The organism is Nitrobacter winogradskyi (assembly GCF_006539545.1).
Lineage (GTDB): Bacteria > Pseudomonadota > Alphaproteobacteria > Rhizobiales > Xanthobacteraceae > Nitrobacter > Nitrobacter winogradskyi_A.
The window spans coordinates 21753-40785 of the sequence record NZ_BJNF01000020.1 but is presented as its reverse complement, the minus strand read 5'-3'; the positions used below and the strand labels follow the sequence as shown (position 1 = coordinate 40785).

Annotated in this window: 14 protein-coding genes and 1 pseudogene; 4 read left to right on the top strand and 11 right to left on the bottom strand. The window is 63.2% G+C overall.

Features of this window, described 5'->3' with window-relative positions; translation table 11 throughout:
* From prfA to NWI01_RS04265, 3 genes are all read right to left on the bottom strand, one after another.
* A complete protein-coding gene (prfA, locus tag NWI01_RS04275) occupies nt 1-1077 on the bottom strand; it encodes a peptide chain release factor 1 (protein ID WP_141382699.1) in 1077 nt (358 codons plus the stop codon).
* An 84-nt stretch (nt 1078-1161) separates the two neighbouring features.
* Nucleotides 1162-3429: a phosphoenolpyruvate--protein phosphotransferase gene (gene ptsP, locus NWI01_RS04270; protein WP_141382698.1), complete on the bottom strand. Its 2268-nt coding sequence runs from the start codon at nt 3427-3429 to the stop codon at nt 1162-1164.
* Between the two features lie 476 nt (nt 3430-3905).
* Complete coding sequence (locus NWI01_RS04265; RefSeq protein WP_141382697.1) at nt 3906-5159, bottom strand: aspartate kinase; 1254 nt, start codon at nt 5157-5159, stop codon at nt 3906-3908.
* A gap of 430 nt (nt 5160-5589) precedes the next feature.
* On the opposite strand from NWI01_RS04265, the gene ubiG reads away from it, so the two are divergent.
* On the top strand, nt 5590-6375 hold the full coding sequence (ubiG, locus tag NWI01_RS04260) for a bifunctional 2-polyprenyl-6-hydroxyphenol methylase/3-demethylubiquinol 3-O-methyltransferase UbiG (RefSeq protein WP_141382696.1): 786 nt from the start codon (nt 5590-5592) through the stop codon (nt 6373-6375).
* Nucleotides 6376-6404: 29 nt separating this feature from the next.
* Here the strand turns inward: ubiG and NWI01_RS04255 are convergent, their stop codons facing one another.
* From NWI01_RS04255 to NWI01_RS04240, 4 genes and pseudogenes are all read right to left on the bottom strand, one after another.
* Complete coding sequence (locus tag NWI01_RS04255) at nt 6405-6848, bottom strand: DUF1178 family protein (RefSeq protein ID WP_141382695.1); 444 nt, start codon at nt 6846-6848, stop codon at nt 6405-6407.
* A 32-nt stretch (nt 6849-6880) separates the two neighbouring features.
* Nucleotides 6881-7090: pseudogene (locus tag NWI01_RS20175) on the bottom strand (DUF1178 family protein); the annotation flags it as partial.
* Nucleotides 7087-7968 (bottom strand): carbon-nitrogen hydrolase family protein, encoded by an 882-nt coding sequence (locus NWI01_RS04245; protein ID WP_141382693.1) that lies wholly within the window; start codon nt 7966-7968, stop codon nt 7087-7089. The pseudogene NWI01_RS20175 and the gene NWI01_RS04245, both read right to left, overlap by 4 nt.
* Before the next feature lie 54 nt (nt 7969-8022).
* Nucleotides 8023-8838, bottom strand: a complete 816-nt coding sequence (locus NWI01_RS04240; protein ID WP_181410361.1) for a ComF family protein — start codon at nt 8836-8838, stop codon at nt 8023-8025.
* A gap of 87 nt (nt 8839-8925) precedes the next feature.
* Here NWI01_RS04240 and NWI01_RS04235 point away from each other — a divergent pair, with 87 nt between their 5' ends.
* A complete protein-coding gene (locus tag NWI01_RS04235; protein ID WP_141382692.1) occupies nt 8926-9792 on the top strand; it encodes a methyltransferase domain-containing protein in 867 nt (288 codons plus the stop codon).
* A gap of 45 nt (nt 9793-9837) precedes the next feature.
* Here NWI01_RS04235 and mutT read toward each other — a convergent pair whose 3' ends face one another.
* Together mutT and argJ are read right to left on the bottom strand one after the other, a co-directional pair.
* Nucleotides 9838-10239, bottom strand: a complete 402-nt coding sequence (gene mutT, locus NWI01_RS04230; RefSeq protein ID WP_181410360.1) for an 8-oxo-dGTP diphosphatase MutT — start codon at nt 10237-10239, stop codon at nt 9838-9840.
* A complete protein-coding gene (gene argJ / locus NWI01_RS04225; RefSeq protein WP_141382690.1) occupies nt 10236-11489 on the bottom strand; it encodes a bifunctional glutamate N-acetyltransferase/amino-acid acetyltransferase ArgJ in 1254 nt (417 codons plus the stop codon). The genes mutT and argJ overlap by 4 nt, the downstream gene beginning before the upstream one ends.
* A gap of 437 nt (nt 11490-11926) precedes the next feature.
* Between argJ and NWI01_RS20245 the strand changes: the two genes are divergently transcribed.
* On the top strand, nt 11927-12337 hold the full coding sequence (locus NWI01_RS20245) for a PAN domain-containing protein (protein WP_141382689.1): 411 nt from the start codon (nt 11927-11929) through the stop codon (nt 12335-12337).
* A 293-nt stretch (nt 12338-12630) separates the two neighbouring features.
* Here NWI01_RS20245 and NWI01_RS04215 read toward each other — a convergent pair whose 3' ends face one another.
* On the bottom strand, nt 12631-13554 hold the full coding sequence (locus NWI01_RS04215; protein ID WP_141382688.1) for a peptidylprolyl isomerase: 924 nt from the start codon (nt 13552-13554) through the stop codon (nt 12631-12633).
* 629 nt (nt 13555-14183) lie between these two features.
* Between NWI01_RS04215 and secA the strand changes: the two genes are divergently transcribed.
* The gene (secA, locus tag NWI01_RS04210) at nt 14184-17045 is read left to right on the top strand and encodes a preprotein translocase subunit SecA (protein WP_141382687.1); all 2862 of its coding nucleotides are present in this window, start codon (nt 14184-14186) and stop codon (nt 17043-17045) included.
* 230 nt (nt 17046-17275) lie between these two features.
* Here the strand turns inward: secA and NWI01_RS04205 are convergent, their stop codons facing one another.
* A complete protein-coding gene (locus NWI01_RS04205) occupies nt 17276-18754 on the bottom strand; it encodes a L,D-transpeptidase family protein (RefSeq protein WP_141382686.1) in 1479 nt (492 codons plus the stop codon).
* Between the last annotated feature and the right edge of the window lie 279 nt (nt 18755-19033).

Sequence of the window (19033 nt, the reverse complement as noted above, 5' to 3'; positions counted from 1 at the left end):
TCACTTGCCGCCTTCGGCTGCGAGCTGCGCGGCCTGATGCTCCGTGGTCAGGGCGTCGATCAGTTCGTGCAGCGCGTCGCCGGCGACCACCTGCGGCAGCTTGTAAAGCGTCAGGTTGATGCGGTGATCCGTGACGCGGCCTTGCGGAAAATTGTAGGTGCGGATGCGCTCGGAACGGTCGCCCGATCCGACCTGATCCTTACGGTCGGCCGAGCGCGCGGCATTGATGCGCTGCCGCTCGGCGTCGTAGATGCGGGAGCGCAGGATATTCATCGCAGAGGCGCGGTTCTTATGCTGCGAACGGCTGTCCTGCATGTTGACGACGATGCCGGTCGGGATGTGGGTGATGCGGATCGCCGATTCCGTCTTGTTGACGTGCTGGCCTCCCGCGCCCTGGGCGCGCATGGTTTCGATGCGCAGGTCATCGGGCTTGATATCCACATCGACCTCTTCGGCCTCCGGCAGCACGGCCACCGTGGCCGCCGAGGTATGAACGCGTCCCTGCGCTTCGGTATCCGGCACGCGCTGCACCCGATGCACGCCGGATTCGAACTTCATCTTGGCGTAGGCGCCGCGTCCCTGCACCTGGGCGACGATCTCCTTGTAGCCGCCCATGGTGCCCTCGCTGGCCGAGATCACCTCCACCTTCCATCCCTGCAAGGCGGCGAAGCGCTCATACATCCGAAACAGATCGCCCGCGAACAACGACGCCTCGTCGCCGCCGGTGCCGGCGCGGACTTCGAGCATCACGTTGCGTTCGTCCATCGCATCCTTAGGCAGCAGCGCGACCCGGATATTCTGCATGAGTTCGTCGTTGCGCGCCTCCAGCGCCGGGCGCTCGGCCTCCGCCATCGCGCGCATCTCGGCGTCCGTGGCGGGATCGGCGATCATGGCGTCGATCCCCGCGATTTCAGCCGTGACAGCGCGCCAGTTCTTCACGGCATCCACGATGGGATTGAGTTCGGCCAACTCGCGCGTCATCTGGACGTAACGGTCAGCGCTGACATGGCTCAGCAGCTCGCTTTCGAGCGCGGCATGGCGGGCCAGCAGCAGGTCGAGTTTGGCTTCAGGCAGCATCAGACTGTCTTCTTGCCCGCTCCCGCCGGGGGAGGGGGTAAATCCGTGTTCGTTGCGGACGGAGATAAGGCGATAAGCGCATGCTCATAGCGACAGCCCCTCGGCGTCGGCGAAGTCCTTGAGCCTGTCGCGGACGGAAATGCTGCCGGAGGGCGCCTCGAGCAACGGCAGGATGGCCGCCTCGGCCTTTTTCGTATCGAGATCAAGGATCATGGCCTTGACGGGACCGTGCGCGGTGGCCGAGAGCGAGAGCGAGCGGTAGCCGAGCGCGATCAGAGCCAGCGCGCCCAGCGGCTGCGACGCCATTTCCCCGCACAGCGAAGCGCTTCTGCCGGCCGCCCGGGCCTTGACCACGATGTCGCGCAGCGCCCGCAGCATCGGCGCGGAGAGCGTATCGAAACGGCTCGATACCTTGCTGTTGCCGCGATCGACCGCAAACATGAATTGAAACAGGTCGTTCGATCCGACGGAGACGAAATCGACCTTCGCGAACAATTCGTCGAGCTGGTACAACAGGGAGGGGACTTCCACCATGGTGCCGATGTCCACCCGCTCCGGCAGCGTGTGGTCATGCTGGCGCAGATAAGTGAGTTCGCGTTCGACGATGGCCTTGGCCTGATCGAATTCGGCGACTTCCGAGATCATAGGGAACATGATGCGTAGCGCGCGGCCGCTTCCGGCGCGCAGCAGCGCGCGGATCTGGCCGCGCAGCAGGCCGGGACGATCGAGCCCAAGCCTGATGGCGCGCCACCCCAGCGCGGGATTTTCCTCAGCCACCGCTTCCATATAGGGAAGCGCCTTGTCGCCGCCGATATCGAGGGTGCGGAAAGTCACCGGCTTGTCGCCGGCGGCGTCCAGCACCTTGCGGTACAGCGCCAGCTGTTCGCTTGCGCGCGGCAGGCTCTGTCCGAGCATGAATTGCAGTTCGGTCCGGAATAGGCCGATGCCGGAGCAATTGGTGTCCTCCAGATGCGGCAGGTCGATCACGAGGCCCGCGTTGATCATGAGATCGACCGGCTCGCCGTCCCTGGTGACGCAGGGCTTGTCGCGCAATGCGATATACTGCGCCTGCCGCCGGGCGCGAAAGCGCACGCGCTCGGCATAGGCGGATTCAATTTCCGGCGACGGCCGCAGGTAAATCGAGCCGGAGGTGCCGTCGACGATGATGGCGTCGCCGGGATCGGCGATTCCAACCGCGTTCGGCACCTCGCCGACGGCGGGAATGCCTAGCGCGCGCGCGACGATGGCGACATGCGAGGTCGCCGTGCCTTCCTCCAGCACCAGTCCGCGCAGCCGCCTGCGGTCATAGTCCAGCAGGGCCGCCGGTCCCATGGCGCGCGCGATCAGGATCGCGTTGTCCGGGAGCTGTTCGCGGGAAGGCGCGTGATCCTGTCCGACCAGTTGCCGCATCAGGCGGTGGCCGAGGTCCTCAAGGTCATGAAGGCGATCGCGCAGATACGGATCGGTCGAGCGCAACATTCGCGCGCGGGTGTCGGATTGCACGCGCTCGACGGCGGCCTCGGCGGTCAATCCGGTCGCGGCCGCCTCCTGCAGCTTGTGCGACCAGCCGTGATCGTTGGCGAACATCCGGTAGGCTTCGAGCACGTCGCGATGCTCGCCGCCCTCGGCAACGTCGCCGCGCTCCAGCAGGCGGTCGAGATCTGTGCGCAGCTTGGAGAGCGCCGTTTCCAGCCGCCGGATTTCCCTTGGCACATCGTCGGCGATGTAGTTGGTGATGACGATGCGCGGTTCGTGCAGCACGACATGGCCGAGCGCGATGCCGTCGGACAGGATCGAGCCGATCTGGTGGATGGTGTGGCGGGCGGCGGGTTCGAGACCGGGCTGCGCGAGCGCGGACAGTTCGCCGGAAGCGATCATCTCGGCGAGGACCATCGCCGTGGTCTGAAGCGCCTCTACCTCTTCCTCGACATAGGTGCGCCGGGCGCGATTCTGCACCACGAGCACGCCTAGCGTATTGCCCGCGCGCAGGATCGGCACGCCGAGGAACGAGTTGTAGATTTCTTCGCCGGTTTCCGGACGGAACGAGAATGCCGGGTGGCTGCGTGCGTCCGACAGGTTGAGCGGCGTCGCTTCGCTGGCGACCAGGCCGACCAGGCCTTCATGCGCGGTCAGCACGGTGCGGTGCACGGCGTCGCGATTGAGGCCCTCGGTCGCGTAGAGTTCCAGCGTATTGTCGACGCGCAGCACATAGGTCGAGCAGACTTCCGCCACCATGTTGGCGGCGATCAGCACCACGATCTTGTCGAGACGCTCCTGCGCGCTGACCGGCTCCGCCATGACTTCGCGGAGGCGTCTCAACAAAACGCGGGGGCCGCTCGACGCGCTCCGCATATCCCGGTCCCTCCCCCTTGCGAACCTGTCTTTGGGTAAGCCTAAACAATGACTTATAGCGTTTTCGAGCGAAGTGGAATCCGGTTCGCGGGAAGAAAACGCGTCAAAACATAAGGATAGAGTCTTTCACCGTTTCCATGAAGCGGGGAAAGACTCTTCAAAGACTCTAGCGTGGCAGAAGCGCGGTGCGCTTGTCTGAAGCCATGGCCCCGGCCGCAACAGCCATGTCATTCGCCGTATAACCAATCGACGTCCATCTTGCCAAGCAAAACGCCCGCCATCAGGGAACACACGGTCCGGAAAAACGGCGATGGTGCTTGCTCGAGATTATTGGTTTGACGCGCTTTCTTCCCACGAACCGGTGTCCATCCGCGGGTCAAGCCCGAGGACATGCTCCGCTCGAAAACGCTCTCATGGACCTTGCGGGGACGACGGCGCACCGCGTCAGCCGAGGACGGCGGCGGTGAGCCTCGGTCTCAGGTCTGATCGAGCCCGTAGAGCGTATGCAGGGTTCTGACCGCGAGCTCGGTATAGGCGGTATCGATCAGCAGGGAGAACTTGATCTCCGAGGTCGTGATGGCGCGGATATTGATGCCTTTGTCCGACAGCGCCTTGAATGCCTGCGCCGCGACGCCCGCATGGCTGCGCATCCCTGACCCGATCACCGAGATCTTGGCGACGTCGGTGGCGCTGTCGAGGCGCGCATAGCCGATCATGTCCTTGGCGCGGGTGATGGTTTCCCTTGCGCGGGCATGGTCGGAAGCCGGCACCGTGAACGTCAGGTCGGTGGTCTTGCCGTCTTCGGACACGTTCTGGACGATCATGTCGACGTTGATATTGGCGTCGGCGAGCGGGACGAAGATCGAGGCGGCGACGCCCGGCTTGTCCTCGATCTGGCGGACCGAGATCTGGGCCTCGTCCTTGGAGAAGGCGATGCCGGTGACGACGTGGCTTTCCATGATGTCCTCCTCGCCGCAGATCAGCGTACCCGGCGGCGTGCCATGGGGGTCGATGTCCTCGGGCGCATCGAAACTGGAGCGGACGAAAATCGGCATATTCTGGGTCATGCCGAGTTCCACGGACCGAACCTGCAAGACCTTGGCGCCTTGCGAGGCCAGTTCCAGCATGTCTTCGAACGCGATCCTGTCGAGCCGGCGCGCTTTCGGAACCACCCGCGGATCGGTGGTATAGACGCCGTCGACATCGGTGTAGATGTCGCAGCGGTCCGCGCGGATGGCGGCGGCGATCGCCACCGCCGACGTGTCGGAGCCGCCGCGGCCCAGCGTGGTGATCCGGCCGGTCTGCGGACTGATGCCCTGGAAACCGGCGATCACGGCAACTTCCTTGCGCTCCGTGAAGCGGCTGATGAGTTCGCTGCCGTCGATTTCGAGAATGCGGGCCGAGGCATGGGCGTCGCTGGTCCGGATCGGGATCTGCCAGCCCTGCCATGAGCGCGCCTGAATGCCGAGCGCCTGCAGCGCGATCGCCAGAAGCCCCGAGGTGATCTGCTCGCCGGAAGCCACCACGGCGTCATATTCGCGCGCGTCGTGCATCGACGAGGCGTCTCTGCACCAGGCCACCAGTTCATTGGTTTTGCCCGCCATCGCCGACACCACCACGGCGACGTCATGGCCGGCATCGACCTCGCGTTTGACATGCCGCGCGACGTTGCGGATGCGGTCCAGATTGGCGACGGAGGTGCCGCCAAATTTCATCACAAGCCGGCTCATGACGGATGGTGCGTTCCCAAGACTCGCTTGAATATTAAGGCTCGCTGAATGTTAGGGCTCGCCGAACAGAAAAAGCTCGCTGACGACAAGGCCAACTCGATGGGTGCGAAAAGCGGGGCGCACGGGCGAGAAGGCGCGTATACATAACGGCGCGGATGCGGGCAGGCAACCGGCTTTCGGTCGTGCCGCGGGCGGCCGAATGATCCGGGAAACGGCGTGAAGCGGGGCGATCAGGGTGCCATGTCAGCGATTCCGCAGCCGGTCCCGACCATGGTGTATGCGAGTCATATGCCTGTATCCGCGTTGCGACGCGATCGCGGCTCTGATCCTCGCGACTACCTTAATCTATATCTATTTCGAGGATGTTCGTGACCGTGACCGCTGATACTGTTCCACGACCCCGTCATCTCGCTACAGGAGCCGCGCGGCAATGACCACGCAAGTCAACCCTTCCGCGAATTCTTCAGCCGCGTTTTCGGCCGCATCCGGAACGACCGTCGATCGCGCCGAGATCGAAAAATTCTCGAAATTGTCGCAGGAGTGGTGGGATCCCACCGGCAAGATGGCGCCGCTGCACAGGATCAACCCGCTGCGGCTTCAGTTCATCCGCGACGCCGCCTGCCGCAAGTTCGATCGCAACGCCCGCAGCCTGAACTGTCTGGCGGACCTGCGGCTGCTCGACATCGGCTGCGGCGCGGGCCTTCTTTGCGAGCCGTTCACGCGGCTTGGCGCGCAGGTGATCGGGGTCGATCCCTCCGCGTCCAATATCGCCGCGGCGAAGCTCCACGCCGAGAAAGCCCATCTGTCGATCGATTATCGCTGCACCACCGTGGAAGAGATGGACGTCCGGGAACGCTTCGACATCATCCTCGCGATGGAGGTGGTGGAGCATGTCGCCGATGTCGGGCTGTTCCTCGATCGCTGCGCGGCGATCCTGAAACCGGGCGGGATGATGGCGGCGTCCACCCTCAACCGCAACTGGAAGAGCTTCGCTTTGGGCATCGTCGCGGCCGAATACGTGTTGCGCTGGCTGCCGCGCGGCACGCATCAGTGGGACAAGTTCGTCACCCCGGACGAACTGGCGCGCCACTTCGAGCGCAACGGGCTCGGCATCACCGAACAGTCCGGCGTGGTCTACAACCCGCTCGCGGACAAATGGAGCCTGTCTTCCGATATGGACGTCAACTACATGGTGGTGGCGGAAGCGGTTGGATGAGGCTGCTCGTGTCATCGCCGGAAAATGCTCTAATTCCGGTCGTCCGGCGGCACTGGCAGCGAACCGACCTCGACGCCTTCCTCGATCAGCGATTTCGCTTCCTCGGGCGAGGCCTCGCCGTAGATGGGGCGATGTTCGATGTCGCCGTAATGCATCTTGCGGGCTTCGTTGGGAAACCGCGCGCCGACATTGTCGGCGTTCTTGACGAGATGATCATGCAATTGTCTGAGCTCGGCGCGCAGCTCCCGTTCCTCCGCCACCGTCGCCGACATGGATGAGTCTGCGGACGCGCGCGATGGGCGCTTCTTGGAGCCGGCGATCCGCGGCGCCATGATCGCCTTTTCGACCTTGGTCGAGCCGCAGATCGCGCAGCTCACGAGCTTGCGCTTCACTTGCGAGTCATAGGCCGACGAACTCTGGAACCAGCTCTCGAAAGTGTGGTCGCGGTCGCAACGCAGGTTGTAGCGGATCATGCCGAACCTCCGCGTTCGGGAGGCTCGTCGATCGTGAATGCGGGAGCGGCTGCGAGCCTCGGCGTGCGGCGCTTTTTGGATCCGGCAATCTGCGGCGCCATGATCGCCTTCTCGACCTTGGCCGAACCGCAGACCGCGCAGGTCACGAGCTTTCGTTTGACCTGCGAATCATAGGACGAGGAACTCTGAAACCAGCTCTCGAAAGTGTGGCCCTGCTCGCAGCGCAGATTGTAGCGGATCATGCCGAGCCTCGCACAAGATGCAGGTGGTCGCTGGCCGGCTTATGATCGGCGAGCGAAAAACGCCGCCTATGCTGCAAGGAGGGCACGGCCTTGCGCACGGCCACGACTTTACCCGGATCAATCGTCGCCAGCACGATGCCCGGTTCGGCGCCGCCCGCGTCAGCCAGAACCGTGCCCCAGGGATCGACGATCAGCGAATGGCCGAATGTTTCGCGGTTGTTCTCGTGCATCCCGCCCTGGGCGGCGGCGAACACGAAGCAGCTATTCTCGATCGCGCGGGCGCGCAGCAGGGTATGCCAGTGCGCCTCGCCGGTCTTCCTGGTGAAGGCCGCCGGCGCCGTGAGGAAAGACGCGCCAGCTTCGGCCAGCGCGCGATACAGCGCCGGAAAACGGACGTCGTAGCAGATGGTCATGCCCAGCCTGCCCCACGGCAGGTCCGCTATCACGGCCGTCTCGCCCGGCTGGTAATTGGCGGACTCCCGATAGCTTTCGCCGCCATCGAGGTCGATATCGAACATGTGGATCTTGTCGTAGCGCGCGAGGATGTCGCCGGACGGCCCGATCAGGAACGAACGGTTGACCGCTTTCTCTTTCGTGAGCCGCAATGCCAGCGAGCCGACGTTGAGGTGAATTTTCAGTTCGCGCGCAAGATCGCGATAACCGCTGAGCGAACGGTCCTCATCCTCGGTGCGAAGATGCTCGAACAGCGCGGCGCGATCCGCCTGCATGATGTTGCTGACTTCGGGAGTCTGCACGAAGTCGGCGCCCCGCCCCGCCGCCTCGCGGATCAGCCTGGAGCCTTGCTCGAAGTTCGGCTCGGGAAGGAGACCGCTCCGCATCTGGATCATCGCGGCGACGAAAGTGGGCTGGGTGTTCATGTCCTTGCCTTTCGCCCCGCGAAAACAGAGCAAGGCTTGCGGGTCGAGGCTCGATTATATGGGGGCTTTCATGGTGTCGACAACCCGCGCGAAGACCAGCACGTCGACCTGGGCGGCCTTCGCGCGCAGCAGGACGCGCGCGCAGGCATCCACCGTGGCGCCGGAGGTCAGGACATCGTCGATCAGGATGACGCGGCGACCCTGAACGTGGCCGGCGCGTTCCGCCGCCACCTTGAACGCGCCCTGTACATTGCGTGCGCGGTCATTTCGCGACAGCCCGACCTGTTGCCGGGTCGGACGGATGCGCCGCAGCGTGTCCGGTGCGACCGGCACGCCGGATTGCCGGGCGATGACATGCGCCAGCATCCCCGATTGGTTGAAGCGGCGGCTCCAGCCGCGCCGCCAGTGCAGCGGCACCGGGATCAGGAGGTCGGCGCCGTCGAGCAACCCGGATCCCGCGCGGGCCATCCAGCGGCCCATCACGGGCGCGAGATCGGTGCGGTCCTGATACTTCAATGCATGGACCAGCACCTTGGCGACGTCGTCATAGCGCACGGCGGCGCGGGCGCGCTGATAGGCTGGCGGGTTGGCGATCGCCTCCATCGACAGCATGTCGGAACCCGGATCATAAACAAAGGGCGTGCCGAGGCGAGGACAATAAGGCCGTTCGATGAACGACAGTTTGGCCCAGCAATCGGCGCAGACGCCGACACCGGCGACCGGTTCGCGGCAGGCCACGCACAGCGTCGGCAGCGCGATGTCGAGCGCCATGCGCGCCGCATAGGACATGGTCTCGCGGCACGCGCGCCATGCGCCGCGCAGCGGGTTGGCTCGGTGCGGCGAAACCAGATTGTCCGTCGAGAGTTCCACGCCCCGAAGCTAGCGCCAGCGCGGATGGGGCTCAAGCGAACTTGCATCGCCCCTTTTGGATGGCGAGCGAAAAGCGTACCAAGCCGCATGGCTCCGGACCCCTCATCTCCGCCCGTTCTGTTCGACCGCGCTTTGCTGCGCGCGCGACAGGAACGCGCGGCCAAAGCGGGAGCCGTGCCGTTTCTACTGGATCGCGTCGCGGAGGATATGGCGGAGCGGCTGAACGCCGTGTTGCGCGATCTTCAGCACGCGGCGGATATCGGCACGCCCGGCGATCAGGTGCGCGATGCTCTCTCCGTCCGGATTCGGGAGCCTGCGCGCGTCAAACTCCCGGTTGACGAGAGCGAAGCGGTGAGGCTGTCGCCTGACTCTCTCGATCTCGCCGTCTCCGGACTTGCCTTCCAGTTCGTCAACGATCTTCCCGGCCTGCTGGTGCAGATCCGCCGGGCTCTGAAGCCGGACGGGTTGCTGCTGGCGGCCACGATCGGCGGCGAGACGCTGACCGAATTGCGTCAGGCGTTCGCGATGGCTGAGGCGGAGTGTGAGGGAGGCATCTCGCCGCGCGTCGCGCCGTTCGCCGACCTTCGCGATATCGGTTCGCTGCTGCAACGCGCGGGCTTCGCGCTGCCGGTGACGGACGTCGACCGCGTCGTGGTGCGCTATGATGATGCTTTTGCGCTGATGCATGATCTGCGCGGCATGGGCGCGACGAATGTGCTGACCGAGCGTCACCGCAGGCCGTTACGCCGCGCAACCCTGTTGCGAATGGCGCAGATCTATCATGAGCGCTTTTCTGATTCCGACGGCCGCATCCGCGCGACCTTCGATATCGTATGGCTCTCGGGATGGTCGCCGCATGAGAGCCAGCAGAAGCCGTTGCAGCCGGGTTCGGCGAAAGCGAGTCTGGAGGAAGCGGTGAGGAACACTTCAAAAGAAAAGCCGGGCCGGGAATAAGGTTTCGTCATGGCCGGCACAACGCCGGGCATGACGAGGTTCTGGCTACATCAACAACTCGACCAGCGGCGGAATCAGAGGGATATCCGCGGGCGGCATCGGATAGTCGCGAAGCCTGTTGGCCCGGACCCACTTCAGCGTCTGCCCCTCGTTCGAGGTCACCGTGCCTTCCCAGCGCCGGCAGACGTAGAGCGGCATCAGCAGATGGAAGCTCTCGTAGGCGTGGCTCGCGAAGGTCAGCGGCGCCAGGCAACCCTCCTGCGTCACGATGCCGAGCTCCTCGCGCAGTTCACGAATCAGCGCCTCTTCGGGACGCTCGCCCGGCTCGAGCTTGCCGCCGGGAAACTCCCACAGGCCGGCAAGCTGCTTGCCTTCCGGCCGCTGCGCGATCAGCACCCGGTTGTCGGCGTCGATCAGGGCACAGGCGACGACCAAAGTGAGCTTCACGACCGGTAATCGCCGTTGATCGCGACATACTCCTTGGTGAGGTCGCAGGTCAGCACACGGTCGCGTCCCTTGCCGAGGCCGAGCGTCGTCTTGATCTGAATCCTGTCGTTCTTCATGGCTTTCGAGACTTCCGCCTCGTCGTAGGACGGATCCCGCGCGCCGCTTTTGGCGACGCGAATGCCGTTGAAGTAGATCGACAGCTTGTCGCGGTCGGCCGGCTCGCCGGCCTTGCCGACCGCCATGACCACGCGGCCCCAGTTGGCGTCCTCGCCGGCGATCGCGGTTTTCACCAGCGGTGAGTTGGCGATCGATTTGGCGATTTTTCGCGCCGAAGCCTTCGAGGTCGCGCCCTCGACGATGACCTCGACCAGCTTGCGCGCGCCTTCGCCGTCGCGCGCCACCTGCTCGGCGAGATCGGCCAGCACGCCGCGAAAGGCTTTCACGAACGCTTTGAGGCGCGGATCGCTGGCGCGCGAAATTTTTGGCGCGCCGCGAGCGCCTGCGGCTCCGGTCGCGAAGGCCAGCAGCGTATCGGAGGTGGAGGTGTCGCTGTCGATGGTGACGGCGTTGAAGGTGTCCTCGACCCCGCTTTTCAAAAGCGATTGCAGCGCCGTTGCCGTAATCGGCGCATCGGTGAAGACGAACGAGAGCATGGTCGCCATGTCGGGCGCGATCATGCCGGCGCCCTTGGCGATGCCGTTGATGGTGACGGCGGTCTTGCCGAGCTTCACGCTCGCCGTCGCCACTTTCGGAAAGGTGTCGGTGGTCATGATGGCGTGCGCCGCGTCCATCCAGCGGTGCGGGGCGGCATTACTCACCAAGGTCTCCAGCACGCCGTTGAACTTCGTGGCGTCGAGCGGTTCGCCGATCACGCCGGTCGAGGCGAGATAGATATCCGACGCCTTGCAGCCGGCCGCTTTCGCGGTGATATCGGCGGTCAGTTTGGCGGCCTGTCGGCCGGTCTTGCCGGTGAAGGCGTTGGCGTTGCCGGAATTCACTACCAGCGCCAGTCCCGCCCTGGATGAATGAGCGTCTTTCAGGCGCGCCCGGCACCATTCGACCGGCGCCGACGGACATCGGGATCTGGTGAATACGCCGGCCACCGTGGTGCCTGCGTCCAGCAGCGCAAGCAGCACGTCGGTGCGGCCCTTGTAGCGGATGCCGGCGGCGGCGGTCGCGAGGCGAACACCTGCGATCTCAGGCATGTCCGGGACATCGGTCGGGGCGAGGGGAGATATGGCGGTGGACATGGCTTTCTCATCATTGCCTTGTGGTCCGAGTCCAACATTCGCGTCCCATTCGGCGGACATCTTGCGATTGTTGGAATTGGAAGGACTGCGGGCGGAGTCAGTTTCTCGAGGGATTTCGAATTGGACATACGCTGCGAAACATCCCGGCCGGGAGGCGGATGTCAAACTCACGCCACGAGCTTGATCCGGCAATCCATCAAATGAGATGGAGGCGCGGGTCAAGTCCCGATTTGGCCGGGACCGGGCAAACTGGAAGAGCGAGGGTCAATTGTTGGCTCGTGGTTGTTGGCTTGGTGGCTCGCGGTCACGGGTCCGGCCCCGGAAACCCTGCCGAAGGCTGTGCCGTCGCGGACAGGCGGACGAGGTCCACCTGCCGGTGATCGAGAGAAACACGGAACGACTTGCGGGACGCACAGTCATCAAATCCTTGGAAGTAAATGCCGTTTCTACGCCTGGGACGTTTCCCTATCAGCGCTACGGACCTCTGCCAGAGCCACTGCATCCAGACCGCCGCATGCAATTCCTGGACACTCGCACCGGATCGCAGGCTCTGTCGTTTGAACGCGCGAATCCCAAGCAAGAAAACAAGGACAGACAGTACGTCGGGCGTCGTCGAGCGAGAATTCCAGCTCAACACCGCGCGGGGAGGAGGCACGTTTATTTCGACGCGCAAGGTCAGGGATGCCCGAGTATGCCGGCGTGCCTGTGAGGCAGACCACAGCGTTTGCAGATCCTGGGTCTTCAATACCGAATCACGGAACTGCCATCTCAAGTCTGATGTCCCTGGCGCATCGAACAGCAGAAGGCATACGTCCGGGGTGATCCGACCCCCTTCTCATGTAAAATAACATGCGAGACCGAGGCGAGCGCTGAGGTTCGAGACCGAGGCTAAAGACTACTGTCCCGACGCACCCGAAAGGCTGCCAGCTTCAAATCCCGCAGCTTCCAGAGCATTATTGCTTCTGATTAAATCAGAAGCGAAGCTCTGGATTGTTGTTTTGACGCGTTTTCTTCACGCGAACCGGTCATCCATCCTCGGGTCAGGCCTGAGGACATATTTCGCCGGAAAACGCTGTAATCTCGAGTCGGCGATCGGGCCGGTTTCGGTCAAAACCGGCCCACGCAGGACGAGATCGCAGATTTACTTCTTCGCCGGCGTTTTGTTGTCGGCGGGTTTGGCGGGGCTTGTTTTGTCCCCGTCGGCGCTTGCCGGTTCGGCGGGCTTGTTCAAACGCTCGATCTTGGCTGTCTCGCGCAGCTTGGCGACATACTCCGCCTGCGCCTTTCGTGTCACGAACTGCTCGATCTGGGGCTTCACCTGATCGAAGTCCGGGGCCTTGCGGTCGCGCTTTTCCTCGACCTTGATGATATGCCAGCCGAACTGGGTTTTGACCGGATCGGAAATCTTGCCCGGCTCCAGCGCGAAGGCGACTTTCGAGAAGTCCGGCACCATCTGCTCCTTGGTGAAGAAGCCGAGGTCGCCGCCGTCGGAGGCGCCGGGATCCTTGGATTCCTTCTTGGCGAGCTCGGCGAAGTCCGCGCCCTTCTTCAGTTCCTCCTCGACCTTCTTGGCTTCTTCCTCGGTCGGAACCAGGATGTGGCGGGCATGAACCTCCTGTTCGCTGGTGATCTGCTTGGAGGCATCCGTATACACGGTCTTCATGGCGCTGTCGGTGAGCGCGGCCTTGCCCTCGGACACCAGCAGCCTGTCCATCAACAGCCGGTCGCGGGCGAAGGCGAGCCTTTTCTTGAAATCCTCGCTGTTTCCGACCTTCTTTTCTTCGGCGGCCTTGGCGATGATCTTCATGTCGATCAGGAACGCCAGCACGTTCTCCTGCCTGGCCGCCGGCTCCATTTGCGCAAGGCTCGGACCCATCTCTTCCGCGGCGAGATTGACGTCGCTCTGGCGAATCTCGGAGCCGTTCACTTTCGCCAGCACGGGATTCGCATCATCCGCGTGGACCGGCGTGCCGGCGAGCAGAACCGCGGCCAGGCAGCCGCCGAGAACGGACGAGACCAGGCGAACGCGCAGAAAGTGTTTCGTTGCGGGCAATGAGATGGTCATGGGAAGTCCTTGATCTCCAGGAGGAGGATGTGGGCGGCGGACACTCGCTCAATCGCGGGGTCTTGGCAACGCGAAAACTCTGTCAAAATCATGAACCCCGGACAGGCGGACATCGCCGTTTCCGCCGCGGGGACTTTCCGGATCCGCGCTCCCGCCACCGTTGACAACCCACGGGGCCGGCCATATTTCTGCCGGACGGTCGACAGCAAAGGCTGGTTCTGGCTATCCTTTTGCGATTGAACCCTGGGTCGCCGAATTTCAACCCATGATGCGGACGCTCGGCTTTCGGGACTTTCAGCCCTGATGCGTCACGATGAGTTGAGTTGATAGGCGGTTCGTGCGGTGGTTCCGAAGTTCGCTAGGGAAGGCGCTGCAGAGCGAGCTTCGGTTCAGGACACGAGAGTCTGCTTCAACGGCGTTGAATCAGACTCGTCGCTTATCTTTTTGTTGGAGCATGATCTTTTCCGAAAACCGGTTTCCACTATTTCGGGATCATGCCCTAGAGCGTTTTTGAGCGGGATTGCCGGTTCGCGTGAAGCAAACTCGTTGCCGCTTCTGAATTCAGAAGCGGAGGGCCCAGGAGACGACCACATGGCTGCAACGGCGAATCGCGAAGACAGGAATTTGGGATGATCGGCGCGTTTGCCCGCAAGTTTTTCGGTTCCGCCAACGATCGGCGGGTCAAGGGATATCAATCCCGCGTCAAAGCCATCAACGCCCTGGAGCCCGAAATCGCCGCGCTGTCGGACGAGGCGCTGCGGGCGCGCACCGCCGAGTTCAGGCAGCAGCTCGCGAACGGCAAGACCCTCGACGACCTCCTCGTTCCCGCCTTCGCCACGGTGCGCGAGGCTGCCAAGCGAGCCCTCGGCCAGCGGCATTTCGACGTGCAGTTGGTCGGCGGCATGGTGCTCCACGAGGGCGACATCGCCGAGATGAAGACCGGCGAAGGCAAGACGCTGGTCGCCACGCTTGCCGTTTATCTCAACGCGCTCGCCGGCAACGGCGTTCACGTCGTCACCGTCAACGATTATCTCGCAAGCCGCGACGCGGGCTGGATGTCGCAGGTCTACTCTTTCCTCGGCCTCACCACCGGCGTGATCGTGCATGGCCTGGACGACGTCGAGCGCAAGGCGGCCTATGCCTGCGACATCACCTACGGCACCAATAACGAATACGGCTTCGATTATCTCCGCGACAACATGAAGTATCGCCTGGAGGACATGGTCCAGCGCGAGCACTTCTTCGCGATCGTCGACGAGGTCGACTCGATTCTGATCGACGAGGCGCGGACGCCGCTGATCATTTCCGGCCCACTCGACGATCGCTCCGAGTTCTACAACACCATCGATACCTTCATGCCGAATCTCGAAAAGGTCGCTGACTACGAGATCGACGAGAAGCAGCGCACGGTCGCACTCACCGAGGCCGGCATGGAGAAGATCGAGACGCTGTTGCGCGACGCTGGCCTGCTCAAGGGCGACTCGCTCTACGATGTCGAGAACGTCTCCGTCGTCCACCACATCAACCAGGCGCTGCGCGCGCATTCGCTGTTCACCCGCGACAAGGACTATATCGTTCGCGGAGGCGAGGTCGTCATCATCGACGAATTCACCGGCCGCATGATGCCGGGCCGCCGTTACTCGGAAGGACTGCATCAGGCGCTGGAAGCCAAAGAGCATCAGCCGGTGCAGCCGGAGAACCAGACACTCGCCTCGATCACGTTCCAGAACTACTTCCGGATGTACAAGAAGCTCGCGGGCATGACCGGCACCGCGGCGACGGAAGCTGACGAACTGGCCGACATCTACAAGCTCGAGGTCGTGGAAATTCCGACCAACCTGCCGATCGCGCGTCTCGACGAGGACGACGAGGTCTACCGGACCCAGAACGAGAAATACGCCGCGATCCTGGCCGAGGTCGAACGCGCCAATGCGCGGATGCAGCCGGTGCTGGTCGGCACCGCCTCGATCGAAAAATCGGAAGTGCTCGCCGACTATCTGAAGAAGCATGGCTACAAGCTGATCGACTTCGGCGACCCGAAATCGATGCGGAAGCTGTACGCCGCGGCTCGCGCCGGCAAACCGGCGAAGCTGTTCGCGGTGCTGAACGCCCGCTTCCATGAGCAGGAAGCCTATATCGTCGCCGAGGCAGGCGTGCCCGGCGCGATCACCATCGCCACCAACATGGCCGGTCGCGGCACCGATATCAAACTCGGCGGCTCGCTGGAGATGCGCGCCCAGTTCGAGACGGCCGACATCGCCGACGAAGCCGAGAAGCAGGCGAAAATCGCGGAGATCAAGGCCGATATCGAGCGCTTCCGCGACATGGTGCTCAAGGCGGAGGAAGTCGTCGAGATCGAGCCGGCCAAGGGCTCAAAGCCGGCCAAGACCGTGACCCACCCCGGTGGGCTCTATATCATGGGCTCCGAACGCCACGAGTCGCGGCGTATCGACAATCAGTTGCGCGGCCGCGCCGGCCGTCAGGGCGATCCCGGCCGCTCGAAATTCTTCCTGTCGCTGGATGACGACCTGATGCGGATCTTCGGATCGAATCGGCTCGACACCATGCTGCAGCGGCTTGGCCTCAAGGAAGGCGAGGCCATCACCCACCCTTGGATCAACAAGGCGCTGGAGAAGGCGCAGCAGAAGGTCGAGGCGCGCAACTTCGACATCCGCAAGAACCTGCTGAAGTACGACGACGTACAGAACGATCAGCGCAAGGTGATCTTCGAGCAGCGCGTCGATCTGATGAAGAACGAAAGCGTCGCGGAAACCGTCGCCGACATGCGCCATGCGTTCGTCGAGGATCTCGTCGCCAAGCATGTTCCGGAGAATCAGTATCCTGAGCAGTGGGATGTCGCCGGCCTGAAAGAAGAGCTGAAGCGCGTGCTCGACATCGAGTTGCCGGTCGATGAATGGGCCGCGGAAGAGGGCATCGCGGGCGAGGAGTTGCTGTCGCGCATCGAAAGCCGCGTCGACGAGCATATGGCGGCCAAGGTCGGGCAATGGGGCCCCGACGTCATGCGCTATGTCGAGAAGACCATCCTGCTGCAAACCCTGGATCATCTCTGGCGCGAACACCTGGTGATGCTCGATCATCTGCGCCAGGTCATCGGCCTGCGCGGCTATGGCCAGCGCGATCCGCTGCAGGAATACAAGTCGGAGGCCTTCTCCCTGTTCGAAAGCCTGATCGCTCATCTGCGCGAGGCGGTGACGGGGCAATTGATGCGCGTCGAGATCGTGCCGCCCGAGGAGGAGCAGCCGGCGCTGCCTGAGATGGAGGCCCATAAGTTCGATCCCACCACCGGCGAGGACGAGATGGCGCTCGCGCAAAGCAGTTTTGCCAGAGCGTCACTGGCGTCGGCGGGAGGTGAGGACCATTCCCGCCGTGACCCGAATGATCCCGCGAGTTGGGGCAAGATCGGCCGCAATGAGGATTGTCCCTGCGGTTCGGGCAAGAAGTACAAGCATTGCCACGGCCGCTACGCCTGAAGTGCGCATCGTGGTCGCTTAAGATGCCCCCTCTCAGAAGCAACTTAGAGCCTTTCGCTTCTGATGGAATCAGAAGCGAGGCTCCATAACCTTGATTGACGCGTTTTCTTCACGCGAACCGGTCATCCATCCTCGGGTAGAGCCCGAGGACATGCTTCGCCCGAAAACGCTATAGAGTTGAGCGTACCGTGCGGCTGCTTGCGTGAATATTAACTAAGGCGCGGAGAGCTTTACGGGGTTACCGAGAAGCGGCTGTCGAACGAGTTCGATGACGCTGCCGGCGTCGTGCTCTGAATCGGGGCCGGCGACGCCGACGCATTCGGAGATCCCGATTGCGGACGCGCGGTTGCGACGTGTTCAGGCCTGGCTGTTTTTTCGGCCGTCTTCTCTGTCGTTTTGGGCGCCGCGCGCTTCGCTGCGACCGGGCGAGAAGAAACGCTGCGCGCCGGAGTTGCCGTCTTCGGCCTGGCCGAGCCAGACTCGCCGGACGTGGCCGAAGCGGTTGCATTGGTCGTGGCGGTGGTGTCGGCGTCTCCAAAACCCATCTTGTGCGCAAGATTGGTGAAGATGTTGCTCGGCTTGGAGGGAGCAAGCAGAGCCGATGACGGCCGTACGTCAGTCTCCGGCTCATAGGAGGCCGCGGTTGTCGCTGGCGCCGAATTGCGAGGCGGGTTCACCGTCGGTGGAATGGTGCCGGGCGCCGACGAAAACGCCGTGGCCTTGATGTCGGATTCGCCGGGGTCTGAAAGCCCCGTCTGGCCGCCCGGCAGCTTGGCTGCGAACACCCGGTTCATGCCGCCATCGATCCCGGTGTTGAGTCTGGCGACCGGCGTCCCTTTCGAGATCAGCTTGGCTATTTCGGTGTTGTCGCGCTGCTGTTTGTCGCGTACGGCGCTTGCGATGTCGTCGGGCACCGCGTAGGCGGGACATCTCGCCGAGGCGTTGAACTCGAGCGGCCGGGTTGAGCCGGGCGGTGGCGCCGGATCGAACACGTACTTGTGCTCGCAGAATGCGACCTTCGGCTCTTGACGCGTTACCTCGAAATGATCGTTGCCTTCCTTGATCATTTTCCAGAACGGCATGTTCGGATTGTTGCGGTGCTTCGCCAGATTCGCAGCCGTCATGCGGAATGGATAGGCCTGGAACTGGAAGGCGCGCTGACCGCCGAAGAATGATTCCCGTCCGACAGCGTAGATCTCGGCGATCTGCTCGTCGGTCATGGCGTAGCACCCGCGGGAGGAACAGTCGCCGTGCACCATCAATTGGGAACCGGTGCGTCCCAATGACTTGTCGAACTCATTGGGGTAGCCGGTGTTGAACGAGAGATAATAGGAAGAGCGTGGGTTCATCTGCGCGGGCGTGATGCTGTAGAAGCCCTCCGGAGCCTGACGGTCTCCCTCGCGCGTCTTGGGGCCGAGATCGCCGGACCAGCGGCAGATCGGGTAGCTCTTGAGCAGGGCGAACTTGCCGGATCGGTCCTGCTTCCAGACTTCCAGTTCGGCTTCCTGTTTGAACAGCCGAATCAGGATGGGCGATTGCAGCTCCATGTCCTTCGCGGTCATGGCCGCGACGAGCTTGGGCGAGACCGGCCGGTTGGCCTTGGCGTTGCTCGCGAGCGAGGCGTCGTCGGTGTTGCAGCCGGCCAGAAGCGCACTGCCCATCAGCACGGCGGAGGTCATGATCGTGCGAGCGATCGAACGATTGATCAAAGCAAAGCTCCGCTAGGGACGGGCAAGCCTCCACCCCGAATTCATGGCGTCGTGCCCCAAGCCATTGAATAAAATAATATCCTTAAGCATCTGTGCCCGCAAGCTGAGCGGAACCGAACGAGGTGAACTCCGACCTCGATGGTGAATGGAGACTAAATATTCCGGACGGGGCTGAATTAGGGCGGTTCGGCGGCTTCCGGAAAAGCCATATTCTGGAATGGAGCAAACCGGGAAGGGCCATGGGTTTCCGGCTGAAACGTTCACCGGCGATCCGGAAGA